Origin of the sequence: Streptomyces sp. NPDC052079 (genome assembly GCF_040680275.1) — a bacterium.
Lineage (GTDB): Bacteria > Actinomycetota > Actinomycetes > Streptomycetales > Streptomycetaceae > Streptomyces.
On sequence record NZ_JBFAWL010000018.1, the window covers coordinates 86,934 to 102,467 of the forward strand.

Consider the following 15,534-nt stretch of genomic DNA (forward strand, 5'->3'; position numbering starts at 1 on the left):
GATGACGACCGAACTCACCGCGACCACGCGCGGCTCGATCATTCCGATGTCACCCGTCGCAGCCCGGCTCTTCACGCTCATCGGCTCCGCCGCGGTCTTCGCCGGCACGATGATGCCCTGGACCTGGACCAGCGCGTACCCCGGCGACCTGACCGTCTACGGTTACCCCGCCGAACTCCAGGTCGTCAGCCTCGTCGGCGCGCTGCTCACCGCTCTGTTCGCCGTCGCCGGCCATGGCATCCGGGGCCTGCGGTGGCTCACCCCGGGCGGCAAGAGCAGCCCCGTCCTCCTCCTCGCCCTCGGCACACTCGGCACCGTCGGCTTCGCCATGGGCTCCATCTCCGCGGAGCTCGGCGGCATCGTCAACCTCGAACCCGGAGCCTGGATTTCCGGTGTCGGCTCCCTGATCGCCGTCATCGGCGCGCTGGGGCTGCCCACCGAAGTGGCCGAGGAAGAGCCCGACGCCAATATCTGGCACCGGCTGCGCGCCGCCACCAAGGCACCCGAGCCCGAGCGGGCCGCCAAGGATCTCCCTGCCTGGCTCGAGATTCTGGTGATCGCCGCCGCGTTCGCCATCGGCCTGTACGTCTTCGCGTACGGCATCGCCGCCGAGGCCGAGCTGTTCATCGGCACCCTGATCACCGTGTGCTTCGGCGCCGCGGCCGTCTCCCGGGCCGGGCTCCTCGCGCGCCTGAACCGCCTCACCGCGAAGCACCGGAACATCACCCTGACCGCGGCCCTCGTCGCCGCCGTCTGCTTCCCCTTCACCCAGACCGACGACACCTACGCCCTCATCGGCACCAACATCCTGATCTTCACGACCGTCGCGCTCGGTCTGAACATCGTCGTCGGTCTCGCCGGACTGCTCGACCTCGGGTACGTCGCCTTCCTCGGCGTCGGCGCCTACGCCGCCGCCCTCGTCTCCGGCTCCCCGCAGTCCAGCATCGGCGTCCACTTCCCGTTCTGGGCCGCCGTTCTCACCGGCGCCATCGCCTCGCTGGTCTTCGGCGTGGTCATCGGCGCTCCGACCCTGCGGCTGCGCGGTGACTACCTCGCCATCGTCACCCTCGGCTTCGGCGAGATCTTCCGCATCACCATGAACAACCTGAACGGGAACACCGGGCCGGACGTCACCAACGGGGCCAACGGCATCCCGAACATCCCCAACCTGGAGATGTTCGGATTCAACTTCGGCGAAAGCCACGACATCCTCGGCTTCACCCTCGGCCGGCCCAGCAACTACTTCCTGCTGATGCTGATCGTCCTCGCCGTGGTCGTCCTCGTGTTCCGCCGCTCCGGCGACTCCCGCATCGGACGCGCCTGGGTCGCCATCCGCGAAGACGAAACAGCCGCCACCGCCATGGGTATCAACGGCTTCCGCGTCAAGCTGCTCGCCTTCGCCCTCGGCGCCACGCTCGCCGGCCTCGCCGGCACCGTCCAGGCCCACGTGCAGTACAGCATCACGCCCGAGCAGTACCAGTTCGCCAACTCGGTCCCGCCGAACTCCGCGTTCCTGCTCGCCGCGGTCATCCTCGGTGGCATGGGCACCATCAGCGGACCCCTCATCGGCGCCGCACTGCTCTATCTCATCCCCGAGAAGCTCCAGTTCCTCGGTGAACTCCAGCTCCTCCTCTTCGGTCTCGCTCTCGTCCTCCTGATGCGCTTCCGCCCCGAAGGCCTCGTCGCCAACAAGCGGGCCCAGCTTGAGTTCCACGAGACCGACCAACTCGACGTACCCGAACAACGGCTGCCCGGCGACACCGTCAGCGTCACCAAGGCGGGGGCGTGAACACCATGACCACCACGACCACCACGACCGTCCTCGAGGCGAGCGACGTCACCATGCGCTTCGGCGGCCTCACCGCCGTACGCTCCGTGTCACTCACCGTCAGCAGTGGCGAGATCGTCGGTCTCATCGGCCCCAACGGCGCCGGCAAGACGACCTTCTTCAACTGCCTGACGGGCCTGTACGTCCCCACCGAGGGCAAGGTCAGCTACAAGGGCACCGTCCTGCCGCCCAAGCCCCACCTCGTCACCCAGGCGGGCATCGCCCGTACCTTCCAGAACATCCGGCTCTTCACCAACATGACGGTCCTGGAGAACGTCCTCGTCGGACGGCACACCCGGACCAAGGAAGGCCTCTGGTCGGCCCTGCTGCGCGGCCCGGGCTTCAAGAAGGCCGAAGCCGCCTCGCACGAACGCGCCATGGAGCTCCTGGAGTTCATCGGTCTCGCCCACAAGGGCGACCACCTGGCGCGCAACCTGCCCTACGGCGAGCAGCGCAAGCTGGAGATCGCGCGTGCCCTCGCCTCCGAGCCCGGCCTGCTCCTCCTCGACGAGCCCACGGCCGGTATGAACCCGCAGGAGACCCGCGCAGCCGAAGAGCTCATCTTCGCCATCCGCGACCAGGGCACCGCGGTCCTCGTGATCGAGCACGACATGCGGTTCATCTTCAACCTCTGCGACCGCGTCGCCTGTCTCGTCCAGGGGGAGAAGCTGGTGGAGGGCACACCCGATGTCGTCCAAAGCGACGAGCGCGTCGTCGCCGCCTACCTCGGCACGCCCTTCGAAGGCGCCCCGGGGGCCGAGGAGCTCGCCGAGGTCGAGGCCGCGGAGGCAGCAGCACCCAGCACCGACTCCCGCACGGAGGACGTCCAGTGACCGCACTGCTCGAGGTCGAGGACCTCAAGGTCGCCTACGGCAAGATCGAGGCGGTCAAGGGCATCTCCTTCAGTGTCGAGGCCGGCCAGGTCGTGACCCTCATCGGCACCAACGGTGCGGGCAAGACCACCACGCTGCGCACCCTTTCCGGACTGCTCAAGCCTCTCTCCGGAAAGATCATCTTCGACGGGAAGCCGCTCGGCAACGTCCCCGCCCACAAGATCGTCGCCCTGGGCATGGCCCACTCCCCCGAAGGCCGGCACATCTTCCCGCGCCTGACCATCGAGGAGAACCTGCAGCTCGGCGCCTTCCTGCGGGATGACAAGGACGGCATCCAGAAGGACATCCAGCGCGCCTACGACCTCTTCCCCATCCTCGGGGAACGCCGTAAGCAGGCCGCCGGAACCCTCTCCGGCGGAGAGCAGCAGATGCTCGCCATGGGCAGGGCGCTGATGTCCCAGCCCAAGCTCCTCATGCTCGACGAGCCCTCCATGGGTCTCTCGCCGATCATGATGCAGAAGATCATGGCGACCATCTCCGAGCTGAAGTCCCAGGGCACCACCATCCTGCTCGTCGAGCAGAACGCCCAGGCGGCGCTCTCCCTGGCGGACCACGGTCACGTCATGGAGGTCGGCAACATCGTGCTCTCGGGCACCGGACAGGACCTCCTGCACGACGAGTCGGTCCGCAAGGCCTACCTCGGCGAGGACTGAGGCACACGAAGAGGCCCGCGTCCCCCGCGCTGTGCGGGGGACGCGGGCCTCTTCGTGCCGCTGGGCTCGTGCCGGCCGGGCTCTATTCCTTCGACGCCTTCTTCTCCTCGGCGTCGTCGATGACCGCCTGGGCCACCTGCTGCATCGACATCCGCCGGTCCATCGACGTCTTCTGGATCCACCGGAACGCCGCCGGCTCCGTCAGCCCGTACTGCGTCTGCAGCACCGACTTGGCGCGGTCCACCAGCTTCCGCGTCTCCAGCCGCAGGCTCAGATCCGCGACCTCGCGCTCCAGCTCCTTGAGCTCCGTGAACCGCGACACCGCCATCTCGATCGCCGGCACCACGTCACTCTTGCTGAACGGCTTCACCAGGTACGCCATCGCTCCCGCGTCCCGTGCCCGCTCCACCAGGTCCCGCTGGGAGAACGCGGTGAGCATCAGCACCGGGGCGATGCTCTCCTCGGCGATCTTCTCGGCCGCGGAGATGCCGTCCAGCTTGGGCATCTTCACGTCGAGGATCACCAGGTCGGGCCGGTGCTCGCGGGCCAGCTCGACAGCCTGCTCGCCGTCCCCCGCCTCACCGACGACGGAGTAGCCCTCCTCCTCCAGCATCTCTTTGAGATCGAGCCGGATCAGGGCCTCGTCCTCGGCGATCACGACACGTGTCGTCATCGGAGGCACGTGCGACTTGTCGTCGTCGGGCACGTCTACGGGCTGGGGCGACTCGGGGGCGCTCACGTGGGCTCCTTGGTGCGGGGCAGACCGGTACTGCTGACAAGAGCCTACCGAGCTGCGGTAAAGTGGGGGCACGGCGGGTAACCGTCGACCTTCGTTTTGCAGGGCGCCCCGGTAGCCCAGCGGTAGAGGCAATGGTCTCAAACACCATCCAGCGTCGGTTCGAATCCGACCCGGGGTACTTTTCCTCTGTATCCAAGGTCACTATTTGACGGCGGATGTCCACCTTTTCGGTGAACATCCGCTTTTCTGTCGCGCGTCGGCGTGCTCGCACGGGACTTCCCTACCGGGGGCTGTCGTCCTCGCCGATGTGGTGCACCCGGACGAGGTTCGTCGAGCCGGGCACTCCCGGAGGGGAACCCGCCGTGATCACCACGGTGTCGCCCTTGGCGCAGCGGGCGTACCGCAGCAGCAGGTCGTCGACCTGGTCGACCATGGCGTCCGTGGTGTTCACATGGGGGCCGAGGAAGGTCTCCACGCCCCAGGTGAGGCTGAGCTGGGAGCGGGTGGCCGGGTCGGGGGTGAAGGCGAGGACCGGAATCGGGGAGCGGTAGCGGGACAGCCGGCGGGCGGTGTCGCCGGACTGGGTGAAGGCGACCAGGAAGCGGGCGCCGAGGAAGTCGCCCATCTCGGCCGCCGCGCGGGCGACCGCGCCTCCCTGGGTCCGGGGCTTGTTGCGCTCGGTGAGCGGCGCGAGCCCCTTGGCGAGAATGTCCTCCTCGGCCGCTTCGAGGATGCGCGCCATGGTGCGGACGGTGTCGACGGCGTGCTTGCCGACGCTGGTCTCGCCGGAGAGCATGACGGCGTCGGTGCCGTCGATGACGGCGTTGGCGACGTCGGACGCCTCGGCACGGGTGGGGCGCGCGTTGTCGATCATCGAGTCGAGCATCTGGGTGGCGACGATGACCGGTTTGGCGTTGCGCTTGGCGAGCTTGATGGCACGCTTCTGAACGATGGGCACCTGTTCGAGGGGCATCTCGACGCCGAGGTCCCCGCGCGCGACCATGATGCCGTCGAAGGCGGCGACGATCTCGTCGAGGCTGTCGACCGCCTGGGGCTTCTCGATCTTGGCGATGACGGGGAGGCGGCGGCCTTCCTCGTCCATGATGCGGTGGACATCCCTGATGTCGCGTCCGCTGCGCACGAAGGACAGGGCGATCACGTCGAAGCCCGTACGCAGGGCCCAGCGCAGGTCGTCCTCGTCCTTCTTGGAGAGCGCGGGTACCGACACGGCGACGCCGGGGAGGTTCAGCCCCTTGTGGTCGGAGACCATGCCGCCCTCGACGACGGTGGTGCGGACGCGGGGGCCGTCGACGGCGGTGACTTCGAGGGTGACCTTTCCGTCGTCGACGAGGATGCGTTCGCCGGAGGTGACGTCGGTGGCGAGGCCGGCGTAGGTGGTGCCGCAGATGTGGCGGTCGCCTTCGACGCCTTCTTCGACCGTGACGGTGAAGCTGTCGCCGCGTTCAAGAAGTACCGGACCTTCGGTGAAGCGCCCAAGGCGGATTTTCGGGCCTTGAAGGTCGGCGAGGAGGCCGACACTGCGGCCGGTTTCGTCGGCGGCCTTCCGGACCCGCTGGTAGCGCTCCTCGTGCTCGGCCTGATCGCCGTGGCTGAGGTTGAATCGGGCCACGTCCATTCCTGCGTCGACCAGGGCCTTGATCTGGTCGTACGAGTCCGTGGCGGGGCCCAGGGTGCAGACGATTTTCGCTCGACGCATGCACTCGAGCCTAGGCCTTACCGGTCGGTAGTGATTTGGTTGCGGGCGACGATTCAACGGCCTGCCGCTGAGGGGTTATTGACAAGTGTTGAAGTGTGCGCCCGGCCGCTCCGATGAGCATGCGAAGGGCAAATCCCGGGGCCCGGGGCGGCCGTACGGGTGAGCGGGAGCGGTCAAGAGGACCGTCAGCCCCGTCGGCCGGGGCCCGAAGGGGACAGGGGCGCGGGATCGTAGTACTCGGTGAACAACTGGCCCACCAGCTCGCCGCGGCTGGAGACGCCGAGCTTGCCGAAGATCGCCTTGATGTGGTCGCGCACGGTGTGCGGCGACAGATGGAGCTCCTGGGAGATTCCGCTGGTGGACAGACCGCGCCGAGGGGCACCTGTCCGTCGGCCGTGACGCGCGGGAGGACCTGTTCGGCGAGTTCGCCGGATACGGCTCCACCGAGACGTCGATGCAGCCGGTGTACACGGTCGAGGCCATCACCCACCGCGACGACCCGATCTGGCCGCTGGTGGCCGAGGGCCGTCCGGTGGACGAGTTCCACACCGTGACCGGGGTCGGACAGGCGGCCGAGGTCCTGGCGGAACTGCGCGCCGCCGGACTGCCGGTCACCACCGCCTGGTCGCCGCTGCGCGCGGCGTCCCACTGGATGGTGGTCACCGTTCCGCAGGACTGGCGGGAGCGGCTGCCCGGCGTCGGCTCGGCCGAGCTCACGCACCGGATCGGCAAGGTGCTCTCCACGTCCCACCCGGGTCGCGCCACGGCGGCCACCTTCGTCCTGGACGACGACATCGACCCGGCCGACGACACCGACCTGCTGTGGGCACTGGCCACCCGGATCCACCCGCTGGACCGGTCGGAGGCGTGGTACGGCTTCGTCCACCCGCTGCTGAACTGCTACACGCCGGAGGAGCGGGCCCGGCAGTCCGGCCCGATCGTCTTCCACGACGGGCTGTTGCCCGCCCCGGGCGAGGGCAGGCTCCCGCACAGCTCGTTCGCCCAGGCGTATCCGGAGCGGATCCGGCGCCGTCTTCTCGACCACTGGGACGACTGACGCCATGGAGCAGGTGAACACCGAACAGCGCTACGAAGAACGCGGGGCCCTCCCCCGCGGCACGGACTTCCGGCCCGGGGACGGCGTCCGATGAGGACGGCCCTGGTCATCGGAACCGGACTGATCGGCACATCCGCGGCCCTGGCGCTCGCCGGGCGGGGCGTCACAGTTCACCTGACCGACCACGCCCCGGACCGGGCCCGGACGGCGGTGGCGCTCGGCGCCGGCAGCGACGAGCCGCCGCCCGGCCGGGTCGATCTGGCGCTCGTGGCCGTGCCGCCCGCGCACACCGCCCCGACCGGCCGGGCGAACTGGCGCGGATCCTCGCGGACACCGGACGCGCGGGGATCAACATCGAGGATGTGCGGATCGACCACGCGACCGGCCGGCAGGCGGGCCTGATCCAGCTCATGGTGGCCCCCGCCGCGGCCCCCGCCCTGAGCGCGCTCCTGCGCGAACGCGGCTGGTCGCTCCACCGCTGACGGCGCGCCCGCCGGGATGCACACCGGATCGCAACCTGAGGGGGGCTGTTCCGGTGGGCGTGTTCAGGTCAGAATCGGCGGGCGAATCTACGCGCGTTGTTCGTCGTGTGCGAGGAGAACCTGAGATGCCGTTGAACCGCCGGAAGTTTCTGAAGAGGTCCGCCGTGACGGGGGCGGGGGTGGCGCTGGCGGGTACGGCGGCGATTCCCGCGGCCGAGGCAGCCGAGGCGGGACGAGGGAAGAAGCCGATGAAGCGGTACGCGCTGACCGTGATGGGCACGACCGATCTGCACGGGCACGTCTTCAACTGGGACTACTTCAAGGACGCCGAGTACACGGACAGCGCGGGCAACGCGCAGGGCCTGGCCCGGGTTTCGACGCTGGTGGACCAGGTCCGCCGGGAGAAGGGCCGCCGCAACACCCTGCTGCTGGACGCGGGCGACACCATCCAGGGCACGCCGCTGACGTACTACTACGCCAAGGTGGACCCGATCACCGCCGAGGGCGGCCCGGTGCATCCGATGGCGCAGGCGATGAACGCCATCGGGTACGACGCCGTGGCGCTCGGCAACCACGAGTTCAACTACGGCATCGAGACGCTGCGGAAGTTCGAGGAGCAGTGCGACTTCCCGCTGCTGGGGGCGAACGCGCTGGACGCGAAGACGCTGAAGCCCGCCTTCCCGCCGTACTTCATCAAGAAGTTCCCCGTGAAGGGCGCTCCCCCGGTGAAGGTGGCGGTACTGGGTCTGACGAATCCTGGCATCGCGATCTGGGACAAGGCATATGTGCAGGGCAAGTTGACGTTCCCGGGCCTGGAGGAGCAGGCGGCCAAGTGGGTGCCGAAGCTGCGGTCGATGGGCGCGGACGTCGTGGTGGTGTCGGCGCACTCGGGGTCCTCGGGGACGTCGTCGTACGGTGACCAGCTGCCGTACGTGGAGAACGCGGCGGCGAATGTGGCGCGGCAGGTGCCGGGGATCGACGCGATCCTGGTCGGGCACGCACACCAGGAGATCGCGGAGCTGCGGGTCACCAATGAGGAGACCGGCCGGGACGTCGTGCTGTCGGAGCCGCTGTGCTACGCGGAGCGGCTGTCGCTGTTCGACTTCGAGCTGGTCTTCGAGCGCGGCCGCTGGCGGGTGGAGTCGGTGAAGGCGTCGCTGCGGAACGCGGCGACGGTGGCGGACGACCCGCGGATCACCCGGCTGCTGAGCGACGAACACGCGCAGGTCGTGGAGTACGTCAACCAGGTGGTGGGGTCGGCGACCGAGACGCTGACGACGGTGCAGGCACGGTACAAGGACGCGCCGATCATCGACCTGATCAGCAAGGTGCAGGAGGACGTGGTCCGGGCGGCGCTCGCCGGCACGGAGTACGCCTCGCTTCCGGTGCTGTCGCAGGCGTCGCCGTTCTCGCGGACGTCGGAGATCCCGGCGGGGGAGGTGACGATCCGGGATCTGTCGAGCCTGTACGTGTACGACAACACCCTGGTGGCGAAGCTGATGACGGGCGCTCAGGTCAGGGCGTACCTGGAGTACTCGGCGGAGTACTTCGCGCAGACGGCCGCCGGTGCGCCGGTGGACGTCAACCGGCTGACGAACGCGAACGGCCGCCCCGACTACAACTACGACTATGTGTCGGGCCTGCAGTACGAGATCGACATCGCGCGGCCGGCCGGCTCCCGGATCAGGAACGTCATGTTCGAGGGGGCGGCGCTGGACGACGCACAGCAGTTCGTCTTCGCGGTGAACAACTACCGGGCGAACGGCGGCGGCGCGTTCCCGCACGTGGCGTCGGCGAAGGAACTGTGGTCGGAGTCGACGGAGATCCGGACGCGGATCGCGGAGTGGGTGACGGAGAAGGGCGTGCTGGACCCGAAGGACTTCGCGTCGGTGGACTGGAAACTGACGCGGGACGGCACGCCGGTGTTCTGACCGTCCTCCTCCGCTACACGTGACCTGAGGTCCCGTCCGCGAGCGCGCCGAGCCGTGTGCTCGGCCGGGCGGGCGGGACCTCCGGCGTCGGTGGGCGCAGGCCGAAGGTGGTGAAGGCGGTACGGGCGGGCAGGGCGTAGACCCGGCGCCCGGTGAGGTGGTTGAGGATCGTGGCGCTGCGCCAGGCGGCGAGTCCCAGGTCGGGCGTGCCGACGCCGTGGGTGTGGAGTTCGGCGTTCTGGACGTAGACGCTGCCGGTGACGGCGCGGTCGAGGACCAGGCGGAAGTGTGCGTCGATGCGGGGCCGGCCGGCGCGGTCGCGGCGCAGGTGGGGATCGAGGGGGGCGAGCAGCCGGTCCAGGGGGCGTGCGCGGTGGCCGGTGGCGAGGACGACGGCGTCGGTGGTGAGCCGGGTGCGGGTGCCCTGCCGGATGTGTTCGAGGCCGAGTTCGATGCCCGCCCGGCCGGTGCGGCGTGCGGTGCGGACGCGGACGGCGGGGGTGAGGACGGTGTCGGGCCAGCCGCCTTCGAGGGTGCGCCGGTAGAGCTCGTCGTGGATGGCGGCGATGGTGGCCGCGTCGATGCCCTTGTGGAGCTGCCACTGGGCGGGGACGAGCCGGTCCCGGACGGGTTCGGGCAGGGCGTGGAAGTAACGGGTGTGGTCGGGGGTGAAGTGTTCGAGGCCGAGTTTGGAGTACTCCATGGGCGCGAAGGCCTCGGTGCGGCCGATCCAGTGGAGCCGTTCCCGTCCGGCGGGCCGGTGGCGCAGCAGGTCGAGGTAGATCTCCGCGCCTGACTGTCCGGTGCCGACGACCGTGATGTGGCCCGCGGCGAGGAGCGTCGCACGGTGGGAGAGGTAGTCGTCGGAGTGGACGACGGGCAGCCCGGGAGTCCCGGCGAGGGGGCGGAGCGGTTCGGGCGTCCAGGGTTCGGTGCCGATGCCGAGGACGATGTTGCGTGCGTGGACGCGGCCGGCGGCCATGACTCGGCCATCCGGCCGGGTGAAGTCCGCCTCGAACAAGGCGCGTTCGGGGTTCCAGCGGACGGTGTCGACGTGGTGGCCGAAGTGCAGTGCCGGGAGGTGGCCGGCGACCCATCGGCAGTAGGCGTCGTATTCGGTGCGGCGGATGTGGAAGTGCTCGGCGAAGTAGAAGGGGTAGAGGCGTTCGCGGGCCCTGAGGTGGTTGAGGAAGGTCCAGGGGCTGGTGGGGTCGGCGAGCGTCACGAGGTCGGCGAGGAACGGCACTTGCAGGGTGGCGTCGTCGAGGAGCAGGCCGGGGTGCCAGGTGAAGTGGGGTCGCCGGTCGTAGAAGGCGGTACGGAGGGCGGGGAGGGGGTGGGCGAGGGCGGCCAGGGAGAGGTTGAAGGGGCCGATGCCGATGCCGACGAGGTCGTGGACGGTCGCGTGGGGCGTGATCATCGGGGTCCTTCCGCGTGGGCCTGGTGGACGAGGGCGAGGAGGCCGGCCAGGTCGTCGGTGCGCACGGCGGGGTTGAGGAGGGTGGCCTTGAGCCAGAGCCTGCCGTCGGCGCGGGCGCGGCCGAGGACGGCGCGGCCGGTGGTGAGGAGGTGCCGGCGCAGGGCCGCGACGCAGGTGTCGTCGGCGTCGGTGGGCCGGAAGAGAACGGTGCTGATGACGGGCCGGTCGTGGAGTTCGAGGCGCGGGTCGTCCCGGACCAGCCGGGCGAACTCCCGGGCGTGGGCGCAGACCTGGTCGACCAGGGCGCCGAGTCCGGCGCGGCCGAGGGTCCTGAGGGTGACGGCGATCTTGAGGACGTCGGGGCGCCGGGTGGTGCGCAGGGAGCGGCCGAGGAGGTCGGGGAGTCCGGCGTCGGTGTCGTCGTCGGCGTTGAGGTAGTCGGCGTGGTGCCGCAGGACCGTGAGGTCCTGGGGGTCGCGGACGGTCAGGAGGCCGGCCGCGACGGGCTGCCAGCCGAGTTTGTGCAGGTCGAGGGTGATGGTGTCGGCGGCGTCGAGGCCGGCGAGCGCGGGCCGGTGGAGGTCGCTGAAGAGGAGCGGCCCGCCGTAGGCGGCGTCGATGTGGAGGCGGGCGCCGTGGGCGGCGCAGCGGGCGGCGATCTCGGGCAGCGGGTCGATGAGGCCGGCGTCGGTGGTGCCGGCGGTGGCGGCGACCAGGTGGGGGCCGGGCAGGTGGGTCAGGGCGTCGTCGAGGGCGGCGGGGTCGAGGGTGCCGGCGGGGGCGGGGATCTCGACGAGGTCGGGCAGGCCGAGGAGCCAGGCGGCGCGGGGCAGTGAGTGGTGGGCGCCGGCCGCGTGGACGAGCCGCACGGCGCCGCCGAGCCGTTCGCGGGCGAGGAGGAGGGCGAGCTGGTTGGACTCGGTGCCGCCGGTGGTGACGAGGCTGTCGGTGTGGCCGGCCTCGCGGGCGAGGGCCCGGGTGACGAGGGTTTCCAGCGCGGAGGCGGCGGGGGCCTGGTCCCAGGAGTCGAGGGAGGGGTTGAGGACCGAGGCGGCGAGGTCGGCGGCGACCGCGACGGCGAGGGGCGGGCAGTGCAGGTGGGCGGCGCACCAGGGGTGGGCGGGGTCGGCGGCGCCCTCGGCGAGGACCCGGACCAGGGTGCGCAGGGCGTCGGGGTCGCCCTGGTCGGGCAGGACCTCGCCGACCGCGTCCAGCGCCGCGGTGACGGTGGCGGGTCCCCCGGCGGGCAGCGGCCCGTTCCGCGCGCTGCCGCCGCTCTCCAGGGCGTCGAGGACGGTGTCGATCAACGGCCGCAGATGGCGGGAGCCTTGGGGGCCCGAGGCGAGGGGTGGCGGCGTGCTCATGGGGCCCTCCGAGGTGGTGCGCGGGAGGACTCCAGCTTGTACGGGGATGAGGTGCCGCGCCCGGAAAGCCCGGGGATCCGACCCAAAAGGGGGTACGTCCCGGTTGGCGAGGTGCGTGTGGGGGGGGCCGCCGAGCGGGTCGGCGGCGCCCCTTTCGTGATCAATACACCTAGGCCTGCTGAACGCGCAGGGCGCGGGCCAGGTCGTCGAGTTGGTCGACGAGCTTGCGGCGCAGGGCGGGGGTCGGATCGGCCTTGCGCAGACACTTCTCGCCGAGCTTGAGGTGCTCGGCGTCGACGGCGTGGGCGGGGAAGGCCCAGCGGCCGGCGGCCTCGGCGATGGCGGGTCCGCGGCGGGCGGCGAGGGCGACGGCGTCCTTGTAGTAGCGGGCCACGTAGGGGCGTACCAGCTCGGCCTGTTCGGGCTGCCAGAAGCCCTGAGCGGTGGCGGTGAACAGGTAGTTCGACAGGTCGTCGGAGCCGAACATGGCCTCCCAGGCGCGGGCCTTGGCCTCCGCGTCGGGCAGGGCGGCGCGGCAGCGGGCGGCGCCTTCCCGGCCGGCGGCGCTGGGGTCGCGGCGCAGCTCCTCGGCGATCGCGTCCTCGTCGACGGCGCCGAGCACGGCGAGGCGGGCGAGGACGCGCCAGCGCAGCTCGGGGTCGAGTTCGGGGCCGCCGGGGACGGTGCCGTCGGCGAACCAGGCGGCGAGGGCGTCCGGGTGGGCGGCGGTGTCGATGCGGTGCCGCACGGCGATCAGCCGCAGACCGGGGTGGTCGCCGTCCTCGGTGCGCCGGATCAGGTCGCGGCACAGCTCGGTGAGGGTGGCCAGCGCGGCCGGCCGCCGGTCGGGGGTGAGGTAGCGGTCGGCGATGTGCACGGAGGCGAAGGCGAGGACGCCCTGGACGAGGGCGAGGTCCGTCTCGTGCGGGAGGTGGGCGCGGGCGATGTCCAGGAAGTCGGCGGCGGGCAGGTCGCCGTCGCGGACGGCGTCCCGGAGGGCGTTCCACACCACCGCGCGGGTGAGGGGGTCGGGCAGCCCGGACAGCCGGGTGCGCAGGGTGTCCAGGGACTCGGCGTCGAAGCGGATCTTGGCGTAGGTGAGGTCGCCGTCGTTGAGGACGACGAGGGCGGGGCGGGTGCCGCCGGGGCTGAAGGCGACGTTCCGGTCGGCGGGGATGTCCGCCTCGAAGCGGTCGCGCAGGACCAGCCCGCCGGCGTCGTGGAGGTCGTGGTCGTAGACGCCGATGGTGATGCGGTGCGGGCGCTTGCCGCCGGACCGGACGAGCGTGCCGGCGTGCTTCGTCCCGGGGCGGTCCTTGGCGGGGTCGGGCCCCCGCTGGACCCCGGGGTCTCCCAGATGCGCGATGTCCAGGTGCCAGTAGACGTTGTCGCCGTTGCTTGGCTCCGGGACGAGGGTGTCGACGCCGGTGGTGCGCAGCCATGCGTCGGCCCAGGCGTGGACGTCGCGTTCGGTGGCGGAGGCGAGGGAGTCGATGAAGTCGGCGAGGGTGGCGTTGGCGAACCGGTGCCGGGCGAAATGGGTATTGATGCCGGCGAGGAAGTCCTTCTCGCCGAGCCAGGCGACGAGCTGGCGCAGGGCGGAGGCGCCCTTGGCGTAGGAGATGCCGTCGAAGTTGAGCAGGGCGGAGGCGGTGTCCTCGACGCTCTCGGGGGCGACGGGGTGGGTGGAGGGCCGCTGGTCGGCGTCGTAGCCCCAGGGCTTGCGGGTGACGCCGAAGTCGGTCCAGGTGTCGGTGAAGCGGGTGGCCTCGGTGAGGGTCTGGTAGCCCATGTACTCGGCGAAGGACTCGTTCAGCCAGATGTCGTCCCACCACTTGAGGGTGACGAGGTCGCCGAACCACATGTGGGCCATCTCGTGGGCGATGACCATGGCTCGGGTCTGGCGCTCGGTGTCGGTGACGGCGGAGCGGTAGACGAACTCGTCGCGGAAGGTGACCAGGCCGGGGTTCTCCATGGCGCCCGCGTTGAACTCGGGGACGAAGGCCTGGTCGTAGGAGTCGAAGGGGTAGGGCTCCTCGAACTTCTCGTGGTAGCGGTCGAAGCAGGCGCGGGTGGTGTCGAGGAGTTCCTCGGCGTCGGCGTCGAGGTACGGGGCGAGCGAGCGGCGGCAGTGGATGCCGAAGGGCAGACCGCGGTGTTCGGTGCGCACGGAGTGCCAGGGGCCGGCGGCGACGGCGACGAGGTAGGTGGAGATCAGCGGGGTGGGAGCGGCCCGCCACACGCCCTTGCCGGTGTGTTCGGTGATGCCGTTGGCGAGGACGGTCCAGCCGTGGGGGGCGGTGACGGACAGCTCGAAGACGGCCTTGAGGTCGGGCTGGTCGAAGGCGGCGAAGACGCGCTGGACGTCCTCCATGAACAGCTGCGTGTAGACGTAGGTCTCGCCGTCGGTGGGGTCGGTGAAGCGGTGCATGCCCTCGCCGGTGCGCGAGTAGCGCATGGTCGCCTCCACGCGCAGTTCGTGGTCACCGGCGGTGAGGTTCTTCAGCGGCAGCCGGTTGCCGTCGAGGGTGCCGGGGTCCAGGGGCTGTCCGTCGAGGGTGACGGAGCGCAGCTCGGCGGGCTTGATCTCCACGAAGGTGTCCGCGTCCGTGCGGGCGCCGAACCTGATCAGGGTGCGGGAGTCGAACGTCTCGTCCCCGGTGGTCAGATCGAGCTCGACCGTGTAGCGGTGGACGTCGAGGAGCTGTGCTCGGTTCTGCGCTTCGTCGCGCGTCAGTACGGACATGCAGGCCATGCTGCCTGATGCCGTTGCCGGGGCACAGAGGCGGATCGGGTACGGGGCCTATGTCCGGTCTCGTTCGAGCTCCCCGGACTGCGCCCCCGCGGGCCGGGCGGGCGCCACGTGCGCGTGCGGGTGGGGCAGGGCGGGATGCACGGGGGTGGCGTTGCGTTCCTCCAGCCGGGCGCGCAGGGTGCGGATCTCCGCCTCCAGGGCGAGCCGGCGCTGGTGGGCGTCGTAGAGGTGGCGGATCTTGGTGCGCAGGGCCCAGGGGTCGACGGGCTTGGTGACCAGGTCGGCCACGCCGAGGGCGTAGGCGGCGGCGCCGAGCTGCCGGTCGCGGGCGAAGCCGGTGAGCAGGACGACGGGGATGTGCTGGGTCTGTTCGAGGCGCCGCATGTAGCGCACGACGTCGAGGCCGCCGGTGCCGGGCATATGAACGTCCAGGAGCAGCAGGCCCACGTTTCCGCGCAGCAGCTGTTTGAGGGCCTCGTCGCCGCTGGTGGCCCGGCCCAGCAGGTGACCCAGCGGGGCCAGGGCGCTCTCCAGGGCGTACAGGGTGTCCTCGTGATCGTCGACGATGAGGATCCGGGAGTGGGGCGGCATGGCGCACATCCCTCCTCGTAAGGGACCGGATGGCGGTCCGGACGCTGACGGGCGGTGCTCGCCCGCTGACAAGGAGTGCACAGCGCAGCATGCCCCGCCCGGGC

Annotated in this window: 12 protein-coding genes, 1 tRNA gene and 1 pseudogene; 7 read left to right on the forward strand and 7 right to left on the reverse strand. The window is 70.7% G+C overall.

Translation table 11 applies throughout. The features are described from left to right. The first annotated feature begins 1 nt into the window (after position 1). The 3 genes from AB0L56_RS23845 to AB0L56_RS23855 are packed head-to-tail and all read left to right on the forward strand — an operon-like array spanning position 2 to position 3,374. Positions 2–1,789, forward strand: a complete 1,788-nt coding sequence (locus tag AB0L56_RS23845) for a branched-chain amino acid ABC transporter permease (RefSeq protein ID WP_361030081.1) — start codon at positions 2–4, stop codon at positions 1,787–1,789. Next, positions 1,786–2,661, forward strand: coding sequence for an ABC transporter ATP-binding protein (locus AB0L56_RS23850; protein WP_365426117.1), 876 nt, complete (start codon positions 1,786–1,788; stop codon positions 2,659–2,661). Before AB0L56_RS23845 ends, AB0L56_RS23850 begins: the two co-directional genes overlap by 4 nt. Continuing rightward, on the forward strand, positions 2,658–3,374 hold the full coding sequence (locus AB0L56_RS23855; RefSeq protein ID WP_361030075.1) for an ABC transporter ATP-binding protein: 717 nt from the start codon (positions 2,658–2,660) through the stop codon (positions 3,372–3,374). Before AB0L56_RS23850 ends, AB0L56_RS23855 begins: the two co-directional genes overlap by 4 nt. Before the next feature lie 82 nt (positions 3,375–3,456). Here AB0L56_RS23855 and AB0L56_RS23860 read toward each other — a convergent pair whose 3' ends face one another. Further along, entirely contained in the window at positions 3,457–4,113 is a 657-nt protein-coding gene (locus AB0L56_RS23860; protein ID WP_361030072.1) for a response regulator, read from the reverse strand. A 105-nt stretch (positions 4,114–4,218) separates the two neighbouring features. On the opposite strand from AB0L56_RS23860, the gene AB0L56_RS23865 reads away from it, so the two are divergent. Then, positions 4,219–4,291, forward strand: a tRNA-Leu gene (locus AB0L56_RS23865). 102 nt (positions 4,292–4,393) lie between these two features. On the opposite strand, the gene pyk is transcribed toward AB0L56_RS23865, so the two are convergent. Both pyk and AB0L56_RS23875 read right to left on the reverse strand, forming a co-directional pair. After that, positions 4,394–5,830: a pyruvate kinase gene (pyk, locus tag AB0L56_RS23870; RefSeq protein ID WP_361030069.1), complete on the reverse strand. Its 1,437-nt coding sequence runs from the start codon at positions 5,828–5,830 to the stop codon at positions 4,394–4,396. 185 nt (positions 5,831–6,015) lie between these two features. Beyond that, complete coding sequence (locus tag AB0L56_RS23875; protein ID WP_365426203.1) at positions 6,016–6,264, reverse strand: helix-turn-helix transcriptional regulator; 249 nt, start codon at positions 6,262–6,264, stop codon at positions 6,016–6,018. Here AB0L56_RS23875 and AB0L56_RS23880 point away from each other — a divergent pair. The 3 genes and pseudogenes from AB0L56_RS23880 to AB0L56_RS23890 all read left to right on the forward strand — a co-directional run bounded on the left by AB0L56_RS23880 (position 6,213) and on the right by AB0L56_RS23890 (position 9,300). Further along, positions 6,213–6,887 (forward strand): UbiD family decarboxylase domain-containing protein, encoded by a 675-nt coding sequence (locus tag AB0L56_RS23880; RefSeq protein WP_365426207.1) that lies wholly within the window; start codon positions 6,213–6,215, stop codon positions 6,885–6,887. The two genes, AB0L56_RS23875 and AB0L56_RS23880, sit on opposite strands and share 52 nt — an antisense overlap. A gap of 90 nt (positions 6,888–6,977) precedes the next feature. Further along, a pseudogene (locus tag AB0L56_RS23885) lies at positions 6,978–7,369 on the forward strand (hypothetical protein). A gap of 125 nt (positions 7,370–7,494) precedes the next feature. Next, positions 7,495–9,300, forward strand: a complete 1,806-nt coding sequence (locus AB0L56_RS23890; RefSeq protein WP_365426122.1) for a 5'-nucleotidase C-terminal domain-containing protein — start codon at positions 7,495–7,497, stop codon at positions 9,298–9,300. Between the two features lie 13 nt (positions 9,301–9,313). Here AB0L56_RS23890 and AB0L56_RS23895 read toward each other — a convergent pair whose 3' ends face one another. From AB0L56_RS23895 to AB0L56_RS23910, 4 genes are all read right to left on the reverse strand, one after another. Continuing rightward, positions 9,314–10,720 (reverse strand): SidA/IucD/PvdA family monooxygenase, encoded by a 1,407-nt coding sequence (locus tag AB0L56_RS23895; protein ID WP_365426125.1) that lies wholly within the window; start codon positions 10,718–10,720, stop codon positions 9,314–9,316. Then, a complete protein-coding gene (locus AB0L56_RS23900) occupies positions 10,717–12,084 on the reverse strand; it encodes an aminotransferase class V-fold PLP-dependent enzyme (RefSeq protein WP_365426128.1) in 1,368 nt (455 codons plus the stop codon). The genes AB0L56_RS23895 and AB0L56_RS23900 overlap by 4 nt, the downstream gene beginning before the upstream one ends. Positions 12,085–12,253: 169 nt before the next feature. Then, positions 12,254–14,839 (reverse strand): aminopeptidase N, encoded by a 2,586-nt coding sequence (gene pepN / locus AB0L56_RS23905; RefSeq protein ID WP_365426131.1) that lies wholly within the window; start codon positions 14,837–14,839, stop codon positions 12,254–12,256. 48 nt (positions 14,840–14,887) lie between these two features. After that, positions 14,888–15,430, reverse strand: a complete 543-nt coding sequence (locus AB0L56_RS23910) for a response regulator (protein ID WP_365426134.1) — start codon at positions 15,428–15,430, stop codon at positions 14,888–14,890. Between the last annotated feature and the right edge of the window lie 104 nt (positions 15,431–15,534).